The organism is Paenibacillus sp. GCM10012306, assembly GCF_042649265.1.
In the GTDB taxonomy this organism is placed as follows: Bacteria; Bacillota; Bacilli; order Paenibacillales; family Paenibacillaceae; genus Paenibacillus_AQ.
The window spans coordinates 261,255-282,910 of sequence record NZ_JBHRYW010000002.1; the positions used below are offsets into that span (position 1 = coordinate 261,255).

The 21,656-nt window shown below is 47.9% G+C and carries 16 protein-coding genes; 15 read left to right on the plus strand and 1 reads right to left on the minus strand.

From position 1 onward, the window contains the following. Positions 1–226 precede the first annotated feature (226 nt). A complete protein-coding gene (locus ACFORK_RS04860) occupies positions 227–706 on the plus strand; it encodes a GNAT family N-acetyltransferase (RefSeq protein WP_379196241.1) in 480 nt (159 codons plus the stop codon). A 435-nt stretch (positions 707–1,141) separates the two neighbouring features. Here the strand turns inward: ACFORK_RS04860 and ACFORK_RS04865 are convergent, their stop codons facing one another. After that, positions 1,142–1,816: a hypothetical protein gene (locus tag ACFORK_RS04865; RefSeq protein ID WP_379196243.1), complete on the minus strand. Its 675-nt coding sequence runs from the start codon at positions 1,814–1,816 to the stop codon at positions 1,142–1,144. Positions 1,817–1,968: 152 nt separating this feature from the next. Here ACFORK_RS04865 and iolD point away from each other — a divergent pair, with 152 nt between their 5' ends. The 14 genes from iolD (at position 1,969) to ACFORK_RS04935 (ending at position 21,646) form a co-directional block, all read left to right on the plus strand. Then, positions 1,969–3,831: a 3D-(3,5/4)-trihydroxycyclohexane-1,2-dione acylhydrolase (decyclizing) gene (gene iolD / locus ACFORK_RS04870; RefSeq protein WP_379196245.1), complete on the plus strand. Its 1,863-nt coding sequence runs from the start codon at positions 1,969–1,971 to the stop codon at positions 3,829–3,831. A 12-nt stretch (positions 3,832–3,843) separates the two neighbouring features. Continuing rightward, on the plus strand, positions 3,844–4,737 hold the full coding sequence (iolE, locus tag ACFORK_RS04875; protein ID WP_379196247.1) for a myo-inosose-2 dehydratase: 894 nt from the start codon (positions 3,844–3,846) through the stop codon (positions 4,735–4,737). Between the two features lie 19 nt (positions 4,738–4,756). Then, positions 4,757–5,764, plus strand: a complete 1,008-nt coding sequence (iolC, locus tag ACFORK_RS04880) for a 5-dehydro-2-deoxygluconokinase (protein WP_379196249.1) — start codon at positions 4,757–4,759, stop codon at positions 5,762–5,764. 37 nt (positions 5,765–5,801) lie between these two features. Beyond that, the gene (locus tag ACFORK_RS04885) at positions 5,802–7,247 is read left to right on the plus strand and encodes a CoA-acylating methylmalonate-semialdehyde dehydrogenase (protein ID WP_379196251.1); all 1,446 of its coding nucleotides are present in this window, start codon (positions 5,802–5,804) and stop codon (positions 7,245–7,247) included. A gap of 136 nt (positions 7,248–7,383) precedes the next feature. Further along, positions 7,384–8,397 (plus strand): inositol 2-dehydrogenase, encoded by a 1,014-nt coding sequence (iolG, locus tag ACFORK_RS04890; protein ID WP_379196253.1) that lies wholly within the window; start codon positions 7,384–7,386, stop codon positions 8,395–8,397. Positions 8,398–8,415: 18 nt separating this feature from the next. Continuing rightward, entirely contained in the window at positions 8,416–9,249 is an 834-nt protein-coding gene (iolB, locus tag ACFORK_RS04895; protein WP_379196255.1) for a 5-deoxy-glucuronate isomerase, read from the plus strand. A gap of 98 nt (positions 9,250–9,347) precedes the next feature. Further along, positions 9,348–10,361, plus strand: a complete 1,014-nt coding sequence (locus ACFORK_RS04900; RefSeq protein ID WP_379196257.1) for a LacI family DNA-binding transcriptional regulator — start codon at positions 9,348–9,350, stop codon at positions 10,359–10,361. Positions 10,362–10,366: 5 nt separating this feature from the next. Continuing rightward, a complete protein-coding gene (locus tag ACFORK_RS04905; RefSeq protein ID WP_379196259.1) occupies positions 10,367–10,912 on the plus strand; it encodes an HAD family hydrolase in 546 nt (181 codons plus the stop codon). 909 nt (positions 10,913–11,821) lie between these two features. Beyond that, complete coding sequence (locus ACFORK_RS04910; RefSeq protein WP_379196261.1) at positions 11,822–12,970, plus strand: GntR family transcriptional regulator; 1,149 nt, start codon at positions 11,822–11,824, stop codon at positions 12,968–12,970. A gap of 389 nt (positions 12,971–13,359) precedes the next feature. After that, entirely contained in the window at positions 13,360–14,889 is a 1,530-nt protein-coding gene (locus ACFORK_RS04915; protein WP_379196263.1) for a Vps62-related protein, read from the plus strand. A gap of 27 nt (positions 14,890–14,916) precedes the next feature. Next, a complete protein-coding gene (locus tag ACFORK_RS04920; protein WP_379196265.1) occupies positions 14,917–17,031 on the plus strand; it encodes a DUF5054 domain-containing protein in 2,115 nt (704 codons plus the stop codon). 420 nt (positions 17,032–17,451) lie between these two features. Then, positions 17,452–19,410, plus strand: coding sequence for an ABC transporter substrate-binding protein (locus tag ACFORK_RS04925; protein WP_379196267.1), 1,959 nt, complete (start codon positions 17,452–17,454; stop codon positions 19,408–19,410). A gap of 89 nt (positions 19,411–19,499) precedes the next feature. Then, entirely contained in the window at positions 19,500–20,498 is a 999-nt protein-coding gene (locus ACFORK_RS04930; RefSeq protein WP_379196269.1) for an ABC transporter permease, read from the plus strand. A gap of 2 nt (positions 20,499–20,500) precedes the next feature. Further along, on the plus strand, positions 20,501–21,646 hold the full coding sequence (locus ACFORK_RS04935) for an ABC transporter permease (protein ID WP_379196271.1): 1,146 nt from the start codon (positions 20,501–20,503) through the stop codon (positions 21,644–21,646). Positions 21,647–21,656: the final 10 nt, after the last annotated feature.

Sequence of the window (21,656 nt, forward strand, 5' to 3'; positions counted from 1 at the left end):
CACGGGCAGATCGCAGAAATTGTGTAAGAGGCGGAACCTTTGATGTATTTTGAATTGGACTTATGAAGGTTTTGAACTACAGTTTATTTCTGAATATGTAGTAATATGTTGTCAATGCAAAGCGGAGATCGAAGGTAGAAATCGGCATTATTTTTAATCATGGCGAAAGTTCTTGCCTACTGCACAAAGAAGGATACATAAAGACTTTAAAAAGGCGGACGCTTAAATGAATTATGAATTATTACGTGCTGCTAAAAAACACAAAGAGATCATACAAAATTTAATGCAATTTTATATTTATGATTTTTCTGAATTTGTAAAGTGTGATGTGGAGGAAGATGGGCTTTTTGCGCCATATCCTTATTTAGATGACTATTGGGAAGAAGAGAATCATCGGTTTCCTTATGTCATAAAACAAGATAAAAAATATGCAGGATTTGTCTTAGTAAGATTCATTGAATCAGAAGAGCGGAATTACTTTTCAATAGCAGAGTTCTTTATTCTGAAGAAGTATAGAAAAGAAGGAATTGGCAAAGCAGTAGCCAAACAAATATTCGAATTACATAAGGGTAACTGGGAAGTCTTTCAAATAGAAAGTAACAAACCGGCGCAAGCTTTTTGGAACAAGACCATTAACGAATACACTAGAGGGGAATTTAAAGAACGGTTTGAAGACGGTAGAAAAATACAAAGTTTTATTAGTTAATCGAAGACTAACAAAGTAGAAAGAGCTGATTATTCTGAATCATCAATGTCCAAAGTGCAATATTGATATGACTCGCTCAAGAGCAACAAGTGCGATTGGTAAGTTCTCAGCAATAAAAGAACCAGTTAAAAATTTTACAACAAAAGAAAGCAGTCCGATCATTCCGTTTGTATGTTCGAAATGCGGATTAACGGAGTGGTATGTAGAAAAGCCTGAGAATTTCAGATGAACAATACGGTAGACGCTATTTATTTATTCTAAGTCCAAAAAAATAGTAAAAAGCTAAGCCTGTCGCTCCTCGGTTTAGTCATTCTTGGGTAAGTTAAGGGGCAAAGTTGTTGGCAAATCGGACAATTAATGCGAAGAGGTATCCTCCAGCCATTCACGGCTAGGGGATACCTCTTTACTTTTTATTTTCCAGAAAATTAATATTTTTTACCTAATCGTGTCAATGAGAGCCTTCATGCGTACCGGAATCTCTTCGCGCAGCTCTGGCCAGGAGACGAATGTCTCCTCAGGTAAGGTATAGGGAACATATTCGAACGATGGCTGAAAACTGAAAGTTCGTAAATGCGCCTCGGCTGGCGGATCGATATGTACTCCTGGTTTGAACTCACCACTGAACATGTCCGGTTCCAGCACACCTTCGATTCCTGCCTCCTCTTGGCAGCATCTCTCGACGTTCGGGAGCAGCCGGAACAATTCTTCATGTGCCGCCATGGCGTGTTTACCGGGCTGAACATAAATTTTGATGACATTATCATCCGTCAGATTGCTGCGGTCGCGCATTAGTCCTACCATAAAATGGCCATGGAAGCTGACTTCAGCGTACTCGATGCCACCGTCATGATTTAGATATACCCAAACATGCTCCAAATCATAAATATGTTGAATGTCATAATCGTAATAAATGGCGTACTCAATGACCAGGCTATACTTGCTGGTATCGACATGGACGATCCGGTCAAAAGAAACCGAAGGTGCGGTCGTCTCGAATACAGTGACCCCGACACGATGCGGTTTGAAGGGCTCCTGACGGTCCAAATATAGTAATGGTGCAACGCGAAGAACAGTGTCCCAGAAGGGACGAAGATGGTCGACAACAGGCATTAGCAAAACCTCCAAGAAATAATGATTGATTTTTTTGTCCTATTCATTGTAACATTGGATTAAGCGCTTTACCTATACAATTAATATAAAATGATTGCATTTACATTTCTTTATTTTTGATAAGCGCTTAACTCACAAATAGGGAGGATACAATGACTACTATCCGCTTAACAATGGCACAGGCCCTATTAAGATTTCTGGATCAACAGTACATTTCCTGCGACGGAGTCGAAACAAAATTTGTTGCCGGGGTAATGGGAATCTTTGGTCACGGTAATGTAACCGGTCTTGGTGAGGCCCTGGAGCGTAGCTCAGGCAGCCTGAATTTCATCCAAGGCAAGAACGAACAGGGGATGGCACATGCGGCCACCGCGTTCGCTAAACAACACAATCGCAAACAAATTTATGCATGCACTACTTCCATTGGTCCTGGTGCTTTGAATATGGTTACTGCAGCCGGAACGGCAACGGTCAACCGTATTCCGCTGCTACTTCTTCCAGGAGACAACTTTGCTTCCAGACAGCCTGACCCGGTATTGCAGCAACTTGAAGCCGGTCATGACTACACGATTTCGGCAGCCGACGCTTTTAAGCCGGTGAGCAGATTCTGGGATCGCATTGTCCGCCCTGAACAATTGATGACTTCAGCTCTGAACGCGATTCGCGTGCTTACAGATCCGGCCGAGACTGGCGCGGTAACCCTGGCACTGCCACAAGATGTGCAGGCTGAAGCTTATGATTATCCGGCATCCTTCTTCGAGAAACGGGTGCATTATGTAGAACGCCAACAACCGGCTCCCCAGGCTCTGGAAAGAGCGATCGCCCTTGTGAAGTCCAAACGCAAGCCTTTGATCATCGCCGGTGGAGGCGTTAAATATTCAGACGCTACGAAAACGCTTGCGGAATTTGCAGAGAAGTTTGGCATTCCGGTATCGGAAACACAGGCAGGTAAAGGCTCCTTGCCTTGGAACCACACGCTCAATGTTGGCGGAGTCGGCGTAACCGGCGCTTTGGCCGCTAATAAAGTAGCCAAAGAGGCAGACCTGATTATTGGTATCGGAACAAGATATTCCGATTTTACGACATCATCTAAATCTGCGTTTCATCCGGAAGCGCAGTTCCTGAATATCAACATCAACCGTATGGATGGCGCCAAGCTTGATGGCGTAGCCTTGACGGGAGATGCGAAGACGGTCATCCTTCAGCTCTTGAAAGGCTTGAGTGATGCAGGTTATAGCAGTTCTTATGAAGACGGACAGCTTGCGGCACTCGGCACCGAGTGGAAGAACGAGGTAGACCGGTTGTATGGGCTGGAACATCCAGAAGGCTTCGCCCAGACACGTGCGCTTGGTGTTATCAACGAGACGATCGGCGACGAAGCCGTTATTGTCTGCGCGGCAGGCAGCTTGCCGGGTGACCTGCACCGCTTGTGGCGGGTCGGACAACCAAAGGGCTATCACATGGAATATGGCTTCTCCTGTATGGGATATGAAGTCAGCGGGGCCTTCGGCGTTGCACTTGCCGAGCCGGAACGTGATGTGTACGCCGTTGTCGGAGACGGCAGTTATCTGATGCTCCATTCCGAATTGGTCACAAGCCTTCAGGAAGGACGCAAAATCACTGTGCTGCTATTCGACAACCATGGTTATCAATGTATTCATAACCTGCAGCGCGGACATGGCAGTGACGGCTTCGGCAACGAGTTCCGTTATCGTGAACAGAGTACAGGCCGTTACACAGGGGCGCCGCTCCCGATTGATTTTGCAGCGCATGCCCGCAGCCTTGGCGCAGCCGCATACAAAGCGACTACACCAGAAGAACTTGAGCAAGCACTTAAGGCAGCGAAGGAAGAAACACGCACTACATTAATTGAAATTCCGGTTCTTGCTGGTACGAATACTGACGGATATGAATCCTGGTGGAATGTAGGGGTTCCCGCCGTTTCCTCAAGCACTAAAGTCACAGATGCGCATCAGGCAATGAACGAGAAGTTATCTCAGGCGAGAGTCTACTAGGAGGACTAAGTGATGACACGGTTTCCATTTCAATTAGGCGTTCACCCTATTAACTGGGTCGGCGAAGATGTTAAAGAGCATGGCGATGATACCACTTACGAGCAGATTATGGACGATATCCATTCCCTGGGCCTTAAGGGCACGGAGATGGGTAGAAAGTTCCCGACCGATATTGCAGTTCTAAAGGAAGAACTGGCGAAGCGTGACATTCAGCTGGTCTCCCAGTGGAAATCCGTATTGTTCTCTGATCCCGCATATCGTGAGCAGGAGTTGGAAGCTTTCCGGGAACATGCCAAATTCCTGCAGAGCATGGGCAGTAAGGTCATCAGCACTTGTGAGGTGGGTGGCTCGCTGCATTTCGATCCGCGACGGACGCCAAATGAGAGTGAAGTCATTCGTCTTGATGAAGCGGGCTGGGCCAGCCTGGCAGAAGGTCTGAATGCTGCCGGCAGAATTGCCCAAGAGTACGGCTTGAAGCTGACTTACCATCACCACGGCGGTACTGCTGTAGAAAGCCCGGAAGAAATCGACAAGCTGATGGAGCTGACAGATCCACAGGCTGTATATCTACTCTTCGATTCTGGTCATGCATTGTATGGCGGCGCGAATCCGCTGGATGTACTGCGTAAGCATTATGATCGAGTGGCTTATGTACATCTCAAGGATGTGCGTCCAGCGCTGCTGGAGCAGGCCAGAGCCGATGGCGTGGACTTCGTCACCTGCATTCGTAGAGGCGTGTTCACGGTTCCGGGAGATGGCTGCATTGATTTCAAACCGATTATCGGCGAACTTGTAAGCCGTAACTATACAGGATGGGCGCTGCTCGAAGGGGAACAGGACCCAGGCGAACATCCGGCGCGTGAATACGCAGAGAAGGCACTCCGTTACTTGGAATCTTTACTATAAACGAAGGAGGGTGAACATATTGTCTAACATTTTTCCTTCCGGAAGGAAGTTTGACTTTACTGCGATTGGCCGCTTGTGCATCGATTTGAATGCGAATGAGATTAATCGGCCTATGGAAGAGACGATGACGTTTACCAAATATGTAGGTGGCTCTCCTGCCAACATTGCTATCGGCATGAGCCGATTGGGTCATGCAACAGCATTTATCGGCAAGATTGCCGATGACCAGATGGGGCGCTTTATCCAAGGGTACCTGGAGAAAGAAGGTATTGATACCGGTAATGTCGTTACAGACAAGACCGGTGCGGTTACAGGCCTTGCTTTTACCGAAATCAAGAGCCCGAGCGAATGCAGCATTCTGATGTATCGTGATAATGTGGCTGACCTGAAGCTGGGACCGCTTGAAGTGAATGAGGAACTGATTGCTAACAGCAAGGCCCTGCTTGTATCGGGTACTGCGCTCGCAGCTAGTCCTTCGCGGGAAGCAGTGCTTCTGTCTCTGGATTATGCCCGCAAGCATGGCACTACAGTCATTCTGGATATTGATTATCGCCCGTATACCTGGAATTCTGCCGAAGAAACAGCAGTATATTACAACCTGGCGGCAGAGAAGAGTGACATTATTATTGGCACAAGAGAAGAATTCGACAGCATGGAGCGATTTGAGAATAATCTCGAGCATAGCGACAGCTTTACAGCTTCCAAGTGGTTCAACCACTTTGCCAAAATCGTTATTATCAAACACGGTAAGGAAGGATCCATCGCCTACACCGCAGAGGGACTGGAGCAACGGGCTAAATCCTATCCGGCCAAGGTTATCAAGACTTTTGGTGCGGGCGACTCTTATGCCGCAGGCTTCATTCATGGACTCATGTCCGGTCTAACTATTGAGAAAAGCATGGAATTCGGCAGTGCGGCTGCATGTATTGTCATTTCCAGCCATAGCTGTTCAGATGCCATGCCAACTGTAGCACAAGTTGAAGATTATATTGAACGCTGCAACCGCGGCGAAATCATAGCTGGCTAAGCAAAGCCGCTAAATCTACTATAAGCGAGGGAATACGATGACAACGAAGTTAAAGAACTGGATCGGCGGAGAATGGGTGGAGTCTTCCGCTGTACAATACGATGATGTGTACAACCCTGCTACGGAAGAAGTATTGGCGCAGGTGCCATTGTCTTCCAAGGAGGACGTAGATTCAGCGGTCCAAGCCGCCCGCAAGTCTTTTGAGAGCTGGAGTCGGACACCGGTTCCTCGCCGGGCCCGCGTACTTTTCAAATATCAGCAGCTGCTAGTGGATCACTGGGATGAGCTGGCTACCCTGATTACGAAGGAAAATGGTAAAAGCTTGAGCGAAGCGCGTGGCGAAGTGCTGCGTGGGATCGAATGTGTCGAGTTCGCTGCTGGTGCACCAAACCTGATGATGGGTAAACAATTGCCGGATATTGCTTCCAACATTGAGTCGGGCATGTACCGTTATCCTATCGGCGTGATCGGCGGTATTACACCGTTCAACTTCCCGATGATGGTACCTTGCTGGATGTTCCCGCTGGCGATTGCCGTTGGTAACACCTTCGTATTGAAGCCATCCGAACGTACGCCACTTCTGGCGAACCGTCTGGCTGAGCTGTTCCATGAAGCAGGTCTACCTGCCGGCGTGCTGAACGTCGTACACGGTGCACATGATGTCGTAAACGGTATTCTGGAGCACCCGGAGATCAAGGCGATCTCCTTCGTTGGATCACAACCGGTTGCAGAGTACGTGTATACAAGAGGTACGGCTCATGGCAAACGCGTGCAAGCATTGGCTGGCGCGAAGAACCACTCCATCGTTCTGCCTGACGCGGATCTGGATTTGACGGTCAAAGAAATCGTTAATGCAGCATTTGGCTCTGCAGGCGAACGCTGCATGGCTTGCGCCGTTGTAGTCGCTGTCGGTGATGTTGCCGATGAGCTGGTTGAGCGGTTGGCTGCTGCTGCCGATCAGATTACGATCGGTAACGGACTGGATGAAGGCACGTTCCTTGGCCCGGTTATCCGTGGCGGACACAAGGAAAGAACACTTGGTTATATTGAGTCTGGGGAATCCGAAGGCGGTGTGCTAGTCAGAGACGGGCGTAAGGATGAAGCTGTTCAGAACTCCGGCTACTTCGTAGGCCCGACGATCTTTGACCGGGTTAGCAGTGAAATGAAGATTTGGAGAGATGAAATTTTCGCACCGGTATTGTCCGTGATGCGTGTAGATACGCTGGAGGATGCAATCGCTGTTGCCAATCGTTCAGAGTTCGCGAACGGAGCTTGTTTGTTCACCAGCAACGGAAGCAGCGTGCGTCAATTCCGTGAAACTATCGATGCAGGTATGCTCGGGGTCAATCTCGGCGTTCCAGCTCCAATGGCCTTCTTCCCGTTCTCGGGCTGGAAGAAATCGTTCTATGGTGATTTGCATGCCAACGGACCAGACGGCGTAGAATTCTTTACCCGCAAAAAGATGGTTACCGCTCGCTGGTAATTCACAATAGCAGCCTTACAACTACGAAATAGCAGATCCCCGGCCGTGAGCCGGGGGGAATGATGGAGTGGACTGAATCCATATAGAAGAGAAATCGGAATCGTATTTACACCCCACTACAGAAAGGCTGACGACTATGAAGAAGCTGAAATTCGGTATTATCGGCGCCGGCAGAATCGGGAAAATCCATGCCGACAACTTGATCAGACATCCACAAGCGGAGATTCTCGCAGTGAGCGACCTGTTCGCAGGTCCGGAACTTGAAGAATGGGCGGCATCTAGAGGCATTGCCATCGTCACTAAGGACAGCGAAGAGATCCTGAACCATCCCGAGATTGACGCTGTATTTATTTGTTCTTCCACTGATACGCATGTCCCTTTGATTAAGAAGGCTGCAGAACAGGGTAAGCATATTTTCTGTGAAAAGCCGCTTAGTATGGATATCCGTCAGACTGAAGAAGCTATCGAAGCCGTATCCCAGGCAGGCGTACAGCTGCAAGTCGGCTTTAATCGCCGGTTCGACCACAACTTCAAACGGGTGCGTGAGCATGTGCAGAACGGAGCCATTGGCGACACCCATCTGATCAAGATTACTTCCCGGGACCCGGGGCCACCACCAGAAGCATACATTAAGGTCTCCGGGGGCATCTTCATGGATATGATGATCCATGACTTTGATATGGCTCGTTTCCTCTCGGGTAGTGAAGTTGAAGAAGTCTATACCCAAGGTAGCGTACTGATTGATCCTGTATTCGGTCAATACGGCGATGTGGACACAGCGATTGTGACCCTTCGCTTCGCAAATGGTGCGCTTGGCGTCATCGATTGCAGCCGGAAGGCGGCTTATGGCTATGACCAACGTGTTGAGGTGTTTGGATCGAAGGGTTCTGTAACGGCTGCCAATGATTTTCCGAACACGGCTGTTTTGAGTACAGAAGACGGCATCCAAAGCGACAAGCCGCTTCACTTCTTCCTGGAACGTTATAATGCAGCATATGTAGACGAAACACAGCAATTTATCGATACTCTTCTACTGGGCAAGGCGGTTTCAGTTAACGGAAATGACGGCTGGCAGGCAGAAAGAATTGCCCGGGCAGCGAAGCTTTCCTTGCAAGAGAACCGTCCGGTCAAACTCTCGGAATTACAATAAGGAAAGGTTGTGAAAAGCGTGAGCAAGCTGATTGTAAGTCCGGATTCGCAACGTACAGGTAATCAACCCGCGCTATCGATAACACCTGAGTCCGCTGGCTGGACCTATGTAGGCTTCGAGGTCTATCGATTGAGTCCTGGTGAGACGTTAAGCCAGTCTACAGATGGTGACGAGGTATGTCTGGTGCTTCTGAGTGGTAGAGCCGACATCGCGACTGCCAATGCTTCCTGGCTCAATATCGGGCAAAGAATGAGCGTGTTCGAGCAGATTCCACCTTATTCTGTTTATGTCCCGAATGACAACCGTTTCAAGGTGACCGCTGTAACTGAACTGGAGCTTGCAGTATGCAAGGCCCCTGGTCACGGCAACCATGATGCGCGTCTGATCGCTCCTAGCGATGTAGGCGTTGAGGTTAGAGGAGAAGGACCTACGCAGCGGTTCATCCATAATATTTTACCGGAGCAGGAGCCGGCTGACAGTTTGCTGGTGGTCGAGGTATTCACACCGCAGGGTCATTGGTCGAGTTATCCTCCGCACAAGCATGACCGGGATGCGCTGCCAGAGGAGTCATTGCTGGAAGAGACTTATTACTTCCATGTGAAGCCTGAACAAGGTTTTGCCGTTCAGCGTGTGTATACGGATGACCGTTCTCTCGACGAGACGCTGGCTGTCAAAGATAGCGAAGCCGTGCTTGTACCGAAAGGGTATCACCCTGTCTCGGCGCCTCCTGGCTATGATGTTTACTACCTGAACGTGATGGCCGGACCAACCCGGATCTGGAAATTTCACAATGATCCAGATCATGAATGGCTCGCTAAGCCACTTTCCACCGCTCCGGCTGAGAGTGAATGAGTGTTGCAAAAAGAGTATATTCATCGGATAATAATGTGATGGGGATTTGAAAGAAGAGAAACTATCCCTTAACAATCCGATAATAATGAGGCTATGCCATGAAAGCAACCACGATATATGATGTTGCGAAGGAAGCGGGCGTATCGATTGCCACCGTCTCCAACGCAATTAACGGTAAAGGAAAAGTAAGCAAGAAAAGGCGCGAAGAAATCCTGCAGGTGATGGAGCGACTGAATTATCAGCCCAGTGTCATTGCGTCCGCTTTGATGGGGAAGAAGACCTACACGATAGGTCTTCTGATTCCGGATGTCTCCAACCCTTTTTTCTCTGAAATTGCAAGAACAGTAGAGGATTTGGCACATTCAGAAGGCTACAGTGTCATCGTTTGCAGTACGGACAACAGGGATGAACGCGTTGAGAAGTACATCCGACTACTGGAGCAAAAGAACGTTGACGGTATTCTGATCGGAACCGGATTAGAGAATGCAGAGATTCTCGCGCTGCTTGCAGAGAAGTCCTTTCCGATTGTTATGATTGCACGGGAGGCCGCAGGCATGTCGGTGCACAGCGTCCTGACGGACGACTTCAGGGGCGGCGAGCTTGCCGCCCGGTATTTGCTGGGCAAGGGCCATAAGCAAGTGGCGGTTCTTTCGGAGAATTTCAAGGTCAGCAGCAGCTTTGAGCGGGTCAGAGGTTTCCGGTTTGGATTATTCGAAGCAGGAATTTCATTGAGCCCGGAGGAGATTCTGTCCTGTGAGTCGAATATTAAAGACGGCAAACGGGCAGCCGCTGCGATTATTCGCGGATCGGAACGTCCCACGGCTTTGTTCTGCTGCAACGATTTGCTTGCTATCGGCGCGCTGCAGGCCGCGAAAGAAGCGGGCATATCCGTACCGGAGCAGCTCTCGATTATCGGCTTTGACGACACCATACTGTCCACCGTGACGAACCCAACGCTGACAACTATTGCTCAGCCTATGGATCAGATGGTGAAGCTGGCGTTCGATCTGCTGATCGGCAGTCTGGATAACGCAGATGATATCAAGCAGAGAATTGTTATGCAGCCAGAACTGGTCATCCGGGAATCCACTGGCAGTCCGCCAATCGAATGAAGAGGATGGTCATAAAGAATATGGACGACAAGAAGTTAATTATCTTTTTTGACAGCGGCGACACGATTGTTGATGAATCGACTGAGATTCGGGACGAAGAAGGCATCGTTCTCGGTGCGGATCTGATCCCTGGGGCAGAAACCACGATTCAAACTCTGCATGAGAGAGGCTACACGCTGGCCCTGGTGGCCGATGGCGATGCACAATCCTTCAAGAACGTATTCAAGCAACATGGACTTCATGATTATTTCAGTGCAATGATTATTTCTGAGAATATTAAAGCTGTTAAACCTAGTCCTCGGATGTTCAAGGCTGCAATCGGAGCACTTGACCTGTCTGAGCAGGATTTCTCCCGGACCGTCATGATCGGCAATAACCTGAGCCGTGATATGAAGGGAGCCAACGCACTTGGCATCACCAGCATCTTTCAGAGCTGGACGCCGCGTTATCCCCATGAACCGGCGGATGAATCCGAACGGCCGACACACACCGTCAGTGAACCGCTGCAGTTGCTTGAGCTCATTGAACGGCTGAATGCCGAGCTGCAATAATAAGGCAGATTGCCTGTTGTATAGATTGAACTGGGGAAATATCACAGGGGAATAAGGAATGCTTCTCCTATGTTGAAAAATTCAAGGTCAATCTATGCATGCCCTTTGGTTGAAGAATGGGAGTTTAACCATCCTTCGGCCAAAGGGCTGTTTTTTTATATTTTTATATAAATCGTATTTAAAAACACAATGTGATCTCGAAAATGACACGGACGTCTAAATAACGACTTTCTTGTAGCTTAAGGTACAAAATAGAAGTGAACTCTTTTGAATGCTCAGCTCACAAGGATTTCACGCCTTCAGGTGACCAATGCGCCGGAAAGCTCAACTTCATTCGATAGGGCATTGCAATAACGGGAATAACTCCTGTTATTTTGATTGAATTTTTTTCTGTTCTAAAGATAACTGGAAAATATCCCGTTAATTACCTCATATCTAGATCGTTGAGGGGGAAAATAGGTTTTTAACAGGAGAATTTCCCTTTATTTATCGCAAATAAGGAGAAAAGAAAGAATTAACGGTATATTTTCCTGTTATAAAACTCTTACTAAGCTCGAACGTAGGCTCAGGCGGATTTTCTGGTAAAGTGGGTACTGCGGCCGTTGTTGCTCCCTATTCTTCTAGGTTTAGGTACTGCGGCCGTTGTTGCTCCCTATTCTTCTAGGTTTAGGTACTGCGGCCGCTGTTGCTCCCCTATTTTTTCTAGGTCTAGCAACAACAGCGACCTGAAGCCCAAACATTCCCCGTGATGCCTCCCGGAGCGCGGTGCTTGGCCCAAGGTTTCGTCTTACTTTAGCAATAAAAGTGGAGATTCTTAAACAGGATTGTACAATAACTGTATCGAACTATCTTTTTCATGAGACAATGACAAAAGAAAGATAGCAATTCGGAATTGAGGTAGATGTGTACATGGAAGAACAACATCAGAAGTCGGATCGGAAGCCGCTACTATACCTGCAAACTGCTGATTTGGTGCTGGAGGAAATTCGCAAGCGTAAGTTGCAGCCGCATGATCCGGTGCCGTCTGAGGCGGAGCTGGCCAAGCTGTATTCTGTCAGCCGCATGACTGCCAAGCTGGCGCTGCAAATTTTGGAGAAGCAGGGAATTGTATACCGAATGGCGCGGCGGGGCACCTTTATGTCAGGCGACTATTCAGGACCAGATAGAGAGATTGCAGCGGATCGAGCAGATATTGATAATACGCTGGATAAGCGAAGAATTGCCCTTGTGTTTCCGAACGTGGATGATTATATCGCCAGAATTATCGCCTCCGTTGAGCGGGAAGCCCGCAAATCCGGTTGCCATCTGCTCATTCGCATGACTACCGACAAAGAGGATGAGAGTAGCAGCCTTCAGGAGCTGTATGATGATGGCGTGGACGGAATTATTCTATTCCCACGAGGAAGAACGCATTGTAGTGAGAAGGTACTGGAGCTTAATTTGCTAAACTACCCGCTGGTGATTATCGACCGGATTTTTCGCGAGCTTAACATTGATTGTGTGTATCACGACCATCATCAAGGTGCCTATAATCTAACGGAATATTTGATTCAGAGAGGACATCAGGAAATCGGTTATCTCTCCATGCCATTTGACGGAGTGACAAGTCGGGAGGACCGTTATAAAGGTTACATGCAGGCGATGCTGGATTATGAGCTACCTGTGAACGGGCGGAATATTAGCCTGAACTGCTCAGAGGATTATATGTTGAATCTGAACGGCTCCAACCAGGAACTGGTTGATTTCATGCAAAATAATCCGGACATGACAGCGGTCCTCTGTGCGGATGATTATCTGGCGACTTCCTGCTTGAACACGGCTTTGTCAATCGGCAAGGCGGTTCCTAAGGATCTGTCCATCATCGGGTTTTCTGATATCCAACTCGCCAGTTTGTTGCCGGTCCCGTTGACCACAGCGAGACAAACAACGCAGCAGCTAGGTCAGGCAGCGGTTAATCTGCTCTGCAAGCGTATGGAGAATTCCAAGGAGGGAGCGGTGTCGATTAAAGTAAACACGACTATTATCGAACGAAGCTCTGTACGGAATCTTAATCTCTGAACCGAATAGTGGTATTCAGCCTCTCTAGCCTTCAACATCACTTGTTATGTGATAGGGGAGGTTTTTTATATATCAGTGACATATGGAGGTTGGTTTCTTTAAAATGGAAATTTAATCTCGACATTGTTATCTTTGTCCTTGGGTTGTGCAATGATATTGTAAATAATGGTCGAATTATGAGATTTGGGATCGGAAAAATTTACGTAACAATGCTGATTTTATTATTGTATATGTCACTGACATAGATTACCCTGAGTGTATAGTTATCTTTAATCATGAAAGGAGGATCTTTAGAAAGCGTTATCATACATCCTGAGAATAGACCTACAGAAGTCCGAAGAAATGAATGTTAGCAGAAAATGAAATCATCATTCGAAGAGGAGCCGAATATGACAATCAAATCCTTGCTTACAGTATCGTTCTTGGCAGTATCTCTGATCTTACCGGTAGCGCAGCCTGCGATGGCGGAAGAAGCACAGCCCATGCTGGTGGAGGAAGCACAGTCAGCGCTGGCGGCAGAAAGTCCGGTAACAGTGTATCGGGATGGTGATTTTGACGGCATTTCACAGCAGTTTGGGATTGGTCTTTACAATGTGAACGAGCTAAATGTCGTTGGAAACGATAAAATTTCTTCAGTCAAAATAGCATCAGGTTACCGTTTAACCTTGTATCGTGACAAGGACTTCTCTGGTGACGCAAAGCAGCTAACTCGTGACGCAAGTTGGTTGGATGATTTCAACGACGCGACTTCCAGCCTTAAGGTTGAGAAGATTGGCGGTCCGAACAAGCCGGTGATTGCTTACTCCAATTCTCCTTATGGTGGATTCGAGCAGCAGTTTGATATCGGCAACTATGATTGGGCGGATATTGTTAACGGAGTTGGCAATGACACAATCTCTGCTATTCGTATAGCACCAGGTTATAAGGTAACACTATACAAAGACAATAACTTTAAAGGATCGTCAAAGGTGTTAACTTCTGACACGATCTATCTATCCGATTTTAATGACCAGACCAGCAGCTTGAAAGTGGAGGCCATTTCACCACAGGATTCCACGACCAGGGCTGTGCCAGGCAATGCTTACAGTGATACGGCCAAACGCGAGATTTTGCAGACATTCGCTCCCAGAATTTGGTTTGCGCAAGGGGAGACCTACTTCCCGGCTTCCGTAGAGTTCACACTGCCTTACCTGGACCGCTATATTAATCCTGACTCTGGATTGTATGAATTCAAAACTAAAACGGAGCTTAATCCTTACACTTTGAAGCTCCCTCATTTCTCAGGCGATTTGGCCAATGCTCCAATCTATGCTTTCTGGGTAGAGAAGGAGTATAACAATGTCGATCTAGTATACTTCCAGTACAGTGCCTATGATCTAGGCAAAACTGTGTTCGGAACAGAAGTAGGCGATCATGTCGGGGATTGGGAACGTGTAACGGTTAGATTGGCCAAATTCTCAGACCAAGGCAGCAATTATATTAAACCGGTTCAAGTTTTTTATGGTGCCCATTCTTTTGGCACAACATACAACTGGAATGAAGTAGATAAAGTGAATAACACCCATCCGGTAGCTTACTCTGCATTTGGCTCTCACGGGATGTGGAAAGATCCAGGTAACCATGTATATAAAGAGCTGGTCGTTACCCAACTAATAGATGTGGCGAACCAAGGCACCGCATGGGATACATGGAACAATATTCAGGCATTCCAGTACTACCCGAATGAATTGACAGGCAATGGCCTCGGTAATGCGTGGCCGTCTTGGCTGGACAGAGATTACAGCAATCCGAACAGTCTCTCGGTGTACAAATTCGGTAATCCTGCCCAAGGCTCTTTCTTTGGACAGCCGCTCCTCGCTGGTGGACCTACCGGTCCGCAAGAAAAAGGCGCGCTTACGAACGATGTAGTTCTTGACTAATTATTTGAAAATGGAGGCAAGACAACCATGACTAGCAGAAAAAGAGTACACGTTGTTTTTAAGACTCACCTCGATATCGGTTTTACCCATCTGGCAGCTAATGTAGTAAAGCAATACATGGAGGAGTATATTCCAAAAGCGATCGCGCTGGCTGCTGAGCTTGAAGCTAAAGGTGGTAAAGAGCGCTTCGTCTGGACCACTGGTTCCTGGTTGATTCGCTATTACCTTGATCATGCGTCCGAAGAAGGCAAGAAAGCGATGGATGAAGCGATCCGTAAGGGTCACATCGTGTGGCACGGCTTGCCGTTCACAACACATACCGAGCTAATGGATCCAGCCCTGTTCCGTTATGGTCTGTCGATTAGCCAAGAGTTGGATGCCCAGTTCGGCAAAACGACGATTGCTTCGAAGATGACAGACGTACCGGGTCACACCCTGTCGATGGTGCCATACATGAGTGAAGCAGGCATTCGCTATATGCACCTTGGCGTGAACCCGGCCTCGATGCGCCCGGATGTGCCGAAGCTGTTCAGATGGCAGGCGGCCGATGGCAGTGAGATTATTGTCAACTATGCTGGAACTTACGGTGAAGCCGTAGAGCTGGACGATCTTAATGATATCCTGCTGTTCGCGCATACCGGCGACAACTGTGGTCCACCAAGTGCAGAGGAGATTCGTGAGCAGTTCGAGCATATTCAAGAGCGCTACCCGGATGCAGAGATTATTGCTTCTTCGCTGGATGCTTTTGCTGAACAATTGCTTACGGTTAGCGACCGACTGCCAGTGGTACGTGAAGAGCTTGGAGATACCTGGATTCACGGCGGAGCTACTGATCCGCTGAAGGTTGCTAAACTTCGCGAGCTGCAACGCTTGAGAGACAAGTGGCTGGCTGAAGGCCGAATTGATGTCGCAAGCGCCGAGTACAAAGGTTTCAGCGACGCCTTGCTGCTTGTTGTAGAGCATACTTGGGGCCTTGACGTGAAGAAATGGCTGCCGGACTTCCGCAACTATGCGAAGCCAGACTTTAACAAGGCGCGGGAAGTTGACGATATCGACGTGGATGACATCCCGGCTAAATTCCAATACATCGGTGCATTTGCTATGGACGAGTTCGACAAGCATTCCAGCGGATTGTTCGCTTCTGAGACCAGCCGCCGCACGTACTCGATGATCGAGAGCTCTTGGGCGGAGCAGCGTGGATATCTGGACACAGCTGTTGCTGCACTGAGCGAAGATAAGCAAGCTGAAGCACGGGCAGCTTTTGAGCAATTGAAGCCAGTGAAGAATGAGTTGTCCGGTGCGACTCAGTTTGTCAGCCATTCGGCTTACAACAGCGGTGGTTATGAGGTTGCCTTCAATGAGAACGGCGCTTTGATCCAGCTGATCGACGGCAACGGCAAGAACTGGGTGGATGCCGAGCATCCGTTTGGTCAATACATCTATGAGACCTTCGGCACAGATGATTACGGCAGATATTTCCGCACTTACATGCAGAACCTGCCGCTAACGCACCCGTGGGCAGATGCCGATTTCAGCAAGCCGGGCTTTGAATTCGTACGTCCGCTGCCAAGCCATGGTATCTATAAACCGATTGTAAGAGAAATGCAGAAGACAAGCAGTGTGAACGGTGATCAATACTTGCTCCGTCTGTCCATGCCTAAGGAAGCTCATGAAGTATACGGAGCACCGAAGGAACTGGAACTGATCTACACTTTTGCCGGTGATGGTGGAGTGGATGTTAGTTTGCAGTGGTTCGGAAAAGATGCCAACCGCCTGCCGGAAGCCAGCTGGTTCAGCTGCGGCCTGAAGGTGGATAATCCAAATCTGTGGATGATGGATAAGCTGGGCGGTCCGATCTCGCCTCTGAATGTAGTGAAGGACGGCAACCGTAATCTGCATGCCATCGACCGTGGAGTTTTCTATGAAGGGGCAGACGGTCAGGCTTCGATTGCGGCATTGGATTCTGCACTGGTTGCACCTGGTCAGAGAAGACTGCTGCAGTTCGACAATACGTTTGTTTCGCTGAACGGCGGATGGCACTTCAATCTCCACAACAACAAATGGGGAACAAACTTCCCGATGTGGTACGGAGATGACGCCAAGTTCCGCTTCCGTCTGAACACACATTCTAACCTCAAATAAAAGGAAATAAGCAGGGGTTTTACCGAAATTTGATGATCCGCTAATAATCCTAGTACATTTTGGTCCTATAATAGGACAAGTAAGAGGGATTAACGGATTGCGAATGAGGTAAAACCTCTTTTTATTCATATTAAAATAATATTGAACTTTCTGTTAATTACGTATTGATTAAGCGCTTAATTCCATGTATTATACAAATAAAGCGTTTACATTTCGGTATTAACAATGTTTAAACCGGTTTAATAAGGGGTTATGTCACAGGCCCATATTTTTTTAAACCAATATTAAACCGGTTTAATATTGCTTTTACATAGCATTTCCGCATTTATGTTAAATCGGTTTAATTCCACTTGGGAGGTGGGAGACAGCTAGAGCAAGTTCCGCTAGACAAATCGTAAATCTAAACACGGAGGGGTTAACTTGAAAAGGGGTAGCAAACTGTTAATGGGTCTTGTCCTTTTAACTACGGTTCTGGGAGGGTGTACAACTACTTCCTCTAACAACGCAGTTGAGAAGGTTAAAGAATCGCCGGATGTGAAAGAAACGATCGTCAAGGACAATAACACTAAAGAGGCACCTCAGTTTGCTAAGCTGGTGTCTGAAGGCAAGCTGCCACCGCTGGAAGAGCGTCTTCCGGCTGCCAAGGACATTAAAATTGAGGAAGTCGTCGATGAAATCGGGCAATACGGCGGCGACTGGAAAATGCCTTGGAACGGGGTAGCTGATAAGTGGGGAATTGGTCAACCAACCGAAGAAGCGCTGTTCCGCTTCAATAAGGAAGGCAATAAGGTTGAACCAAACGTAGCCAAAGGCTATGAAGTTAACGCAGATTCCACAGTGTTCACCATTCATTTGCGGGAAGGCATGAAATGGTCTGACGGTGTTCCTTTCACAGCTGATGATGTCCTCTTCTATTGGGAGCACATGCTAACCAAAGAGACTTTCGGTAAAAAGATTTACGATGCTTACTATTCCGTTGATCCGGCAACTGGCGACAGAGCGCTAGCGGAAGTCAAGAAGGTAGATGATTACACCTTTACAGTGACTCACAAGTATCCAAGCGTACTCTTCCTTGAACGTGTGGCGATTGATAACAAGTGGTTCTTTGCTCCGGCACACTTCCATAAGACTATCCTGCCTGAGTTTGTAGGTGATGCGAAGACGCTGGAAATCACCAAGGAGTGGGGCTATGAAGATCCGAAGACCTTCCTGATGGAGACCGGATATACAGACTGGCTGCACTACCAAATTCCTACACTTCGCGCTTGGGTGCCAACGAATGATCCTAACGGCGACCAATTCGTGATGGAACGTAACCCTTACTATTGGAAAACAGATAAAGAAGGCAAACAGCTTCCTTACATCGACCGGATTGTTGCAACCAAGATTCAAGATCCAAGCCAGAAGGTGCTGGGTACACTCTCCGGCGACTATAACTTGACTATTTTTGATTCGAAGGACTTCACAGTCCTGAAGGAAAATGAGAAAAAAGGCGACTTCCGTATCATTCCATGGACACAACCATCTTGGTCCAGTGCGGGTATCCAATTGAACCAGACAACAGAAGATCCGAACCTGCGCAAGCTGTTCCAGGATATCAAGTTCCGCGAAGCGCTTTCGATCGGGGTAGACCGCAACCAAGTCTCTGAGATCGTAACCAACGGACTAGGTGAGCCGATTCAGGCTTCCGTTCCGAAAGGGGTTATGGGGTATCAGGAAGGCTGGGATAAACAGTGGGCGGAATACGATCCGCAGCGGGCTAACCAGCTCCTCGACGAACTGGGTCTGACTAAGCGAGATAAGGATAATTTCCGTACCAATGCTGACGGCTCTGAACTGGCGCTGACCATCGTCGAGAGCAGCACCGACAATGCGCCATTCTTGGAACTGCTGAAGAAGTACTATGAAGAAATGGGTCTCAAAACGAATGTGAAAATCGTGGATGGCACTACCCAATTCGATATGAAGTATGCCAACCAGATTCCAATGCATACCGAGAATATTTCTGTCGCTAACGTTGCCTTCCGTCCGGATACCCTCGTTCCACTTCGTGTCATGACACCATGGCTCGGTCATTACGGGCTCTACACGCAATCCGGTGGTAAAGAAGGCGTTAAACCTGAAGGCGATGTAGCGAAGATCCTGGAATACTGGGATCAAGTGAAGTCCAGTAAAACACTTGAAGATATCAACAAATACAGCAATGAAATCGTCAAGCTGCATCAGAAAAATCAATGGGTAATCGGTTATGCAGGACCAACACCGGTACTGATTGTTGCAAACAATAAGATTCACAACATTCCTACTGACGCCATCTGGTGTGACGAATATCGTTCCCTCGGCCAAGGACATCCAGTGCAATTCTTTATCAAGCAATAAGCTTTGAATCGATTTGGCGGCAATAGCGGGGTATCCCATCCCCGCTATTGTTTTGTATCATCAAGTGTTGTAGAGGAGAGGATTGCAAAATGCTTCAATACATTATCAGACGAATTCTGCTGGCGATACCTGTGGTGGTCTTAATCTCCTTCATCGTCTTTTATATCATTCAATTGCCGCCCGGAGATTATGTCTCCTCCTATGCGGCCAAAATGTCCGCCTCTGGCGATATCATGACCCAGACCGAAATGGATCAAATGCGGGCAAATCTGGGCCTGGATCGACCGATCTATGAGCAGTATTTTATATGGATGAGTAAAATTATTCTGCATGGCGATTTCGGATTCTCGTTCAACTATAACAAGCCGGTTATGGCGGTCATTCAGCAATATATGGGACTGACACTTGTCGTGTCCTTAGTTACCATGGCTTTTCATTATATCGTTGCGATCCCCATCGGGATTTACACAGCAGTGAAGCAGTATTCCGTAGGAGACTATTTCTTCTCGGGCCTGAGCTTTATCGGGATGGCTACCCCGAACTTCCTGCTGGCGATTATTCTGATGTTCCTGTCTTATAAATGGTTCGGTAATCCGTTGCTCGGCTTATTCTCCCATGAATACGTAAATGCGCCGTGGTCGATGGACAAAGTGAAAGACTTAATGCAGCATATGGTCATCCCAGTTATCGTCATCGGGCTATCGGGTACCGCAGATCTGGTCCGGATTATGCGGGGACAGATGCTAGATGAGTTGAATAAACCGAATGTGGTTACCGCACGCGCCAAGGGCTTGTCAGAGATGCAAATCTTGTTCAAGTATCCGACACGTGCAGCCTTGAATCCGATTGTGAGTACCTTCGGCTGGTCCTTGTCCTCGATCTTTACGGGCGCGACCATTACAGCGATTGTATTGAACCTACCGATTCAAGGTCCGGTCATGCATAACGCCTTGCTGGGTCAGGATATGTACCTTGCCGGAACCTTCCTGTTAATTATGGCTCTGCTGACCGTACTCGGAACCCTGATTTCCGATATTTTGCTAGCTTGGCTTGATCCAAAAATCCGTACAGAGTTCAGGGGATCTTAATTATGAGAACACTACCGTTATTCAAAGGTCAAAAACCGGCAGCCCAGGTCGCGGCGGCACCCAAAGACACGGTTTACAGCTCGCAATGGCGGCTGATTTATAAGAAATTCAAGAAGCATAAGCTGGCTCGGATCAGTATGTATATCCTTGGTTTGCTATACCTCGCGGCCCTGTTCGCGCAATTCATCGCGCCCTATGATCTGCAAAGCTATGACAGTAAATACGTTAATGCCCCGCCCATGGGTCTTAGGTTTGTGGATGCAGAAGGTAAATTTCACATCAAACCATTTGTCTATGAGCTGAAGACGGAGCGGGACCCGGAAACTTTACGTAAAATATTTGTTCCGGATACAGAGACCAAATACTCCTTCAAGTTCTTCGTGAAAGGACAGGATTATAAATTTCTGGGCCTGATCCCGATGTCGACCCATTTGTTCGGGGTAGAGGAGCCGGGACGAATCTTTCTGCTCGGTACGGATGGCATGGGCCGTGATCTATTCTCCCGGATTGTGCTTGGCAGTCAAATCTCGCTCAGCATTCCTTTAGTCGGTGTAGGCATCAGCTTTATTCTAGGATTAATTATTGGCGGCATCTCCGGTTATTTCGGTGGCTGGATTGATTCAGTGATTCAACGTGTAATCGAAATTATCCGTTCCTTCCCTACACTGCCGCTATGGATGGCCTTGTCTGCTGCGATTCCGCCGCGTATACCAGTGGTGACCATGTATTTATACATTGTTATCATATTTGCATTCATTGGCTGGACGGATCTGGCACGCGTCGTTAGAGGCAAATTCATCTCGCTTAAGAATGAAGATTATGTGGTAGCGGCGAGGATCGCTGGCGTAGGCAACACGAAGATTATTGTGAAGCATATGCTGCCTGGCTTTATGAGTTATCTGGTCGTAGCGACGACCTTGGCAATCCCCAGTATGATCCTAGGGGAGACGGCCATGAGCTTCCTCGGACTTGGTGTCCGTTCACCTGCAACCAGTTGGGGTGTGCTGTTACAGGAAGCCCAAAAAATCGAGAACGTGGCTCTGTATCCATGGAAGCTGCTTCCACTGGGTGCAGTCATTCTGACCGTATTGACTTATAACTTCATTGGTGATGGCTTGCGCGACGCAGCTGACCCGTACAAAAAATAATGTCACAAAT

Excerpts from the sequence above, each read along its gene's own strand:
- ACFORK_RS04860 (WP_379196241.1), top strand. The coding sequence starts at position 227 with ATGAATTATGAATTATTACGTGCTGCTAAAAAACACAAAGAGATCATA.
- iolD (WP_379196245.1), top strand. The coding sequence starts at position 1,969 with ATGACTACTATCCGCTTAACAATGGCACAGGCCCTATTAAGATTTCTG.
- ACFORK_RS04865 (WP_379196243.1), bottom strand. The coding sequence starts at position 1,816 with ATGCCTGTTGTCGACCATCTTCGTCCCTTCTGGGACACTGTTCTTCGC.
- ACFORK_RS04930 (WP_379196269.1), top strand. The coding sequence starts at position 19,500 with ATGCTTCAATACATTATCAGACGAATTCTGCTGGCGATACCTGTGGTG.
- ACFORK_RS04920 (WP_379196265.1), top strand. The coding sequence starts at position 14,917 with ATGACTAGCAGAAAAAGAGTACACGTTGTTTTTAAGACTCACCTCGAT.
- ACFORK_RS04935 (WP_379196271.1), top strand. The coding sequence starts at position 20,501 with ATGAGAACACTACCGTTATTCAAAGGTCAAAAACCGGCAGCCCAGGTC.
- iolE (WP_379196247.1), top strand. The coding sequence starts at position 3,844 with ATGACACGGTTTCCATTTCAATTAGGCGTTCACCCTATTAACTGGGTC.
- ACFORK_RS04910 (WP_379196261.1), top strand. The coding sequence starts at position 11,822 with ATGGAAGAACAACATCAGAAGTCGGATCGGAAGCCGCTACTATACCTG.
- ACFORK_RS04915 (WP_379196263.1), top strand. The coding sequence starts at position 13,360 with ATGACAATCAAATCCTTGCTTACAGTATCGTTCTTGGCAGTATCTCTG.
- ACFORK_RS04900 (WP_379196257.1), top strand. The coding sequence starts at position 9,348 with ATGAAAGCAACCACGATATATGATGTTGCGAAGGAAGCGGGCGTATCG.
- ACFORK_RS04885 (WP_379196251.1), top strand. The coding sequence starts at position 5,802 with ATGACAACGAAGTTAAAGAACTGGATCGGCGGAGAATGGGTGGAGTCT.
- iolG (WP_379196253.1), top strand. The coding sequence starts at position 7,384 with ATGAAGAAGCTGAAATTCGGTATTATCGGCGCCGGCAGAATCGGGAAA.
- ACFORK_RS04905 (WP_379196259.1), top strand. The coding sequence starts at position 10,367 with ATGGTCATAAAGAATATGGACGACAAGAAGTTAATTATCTTTTTTGAC.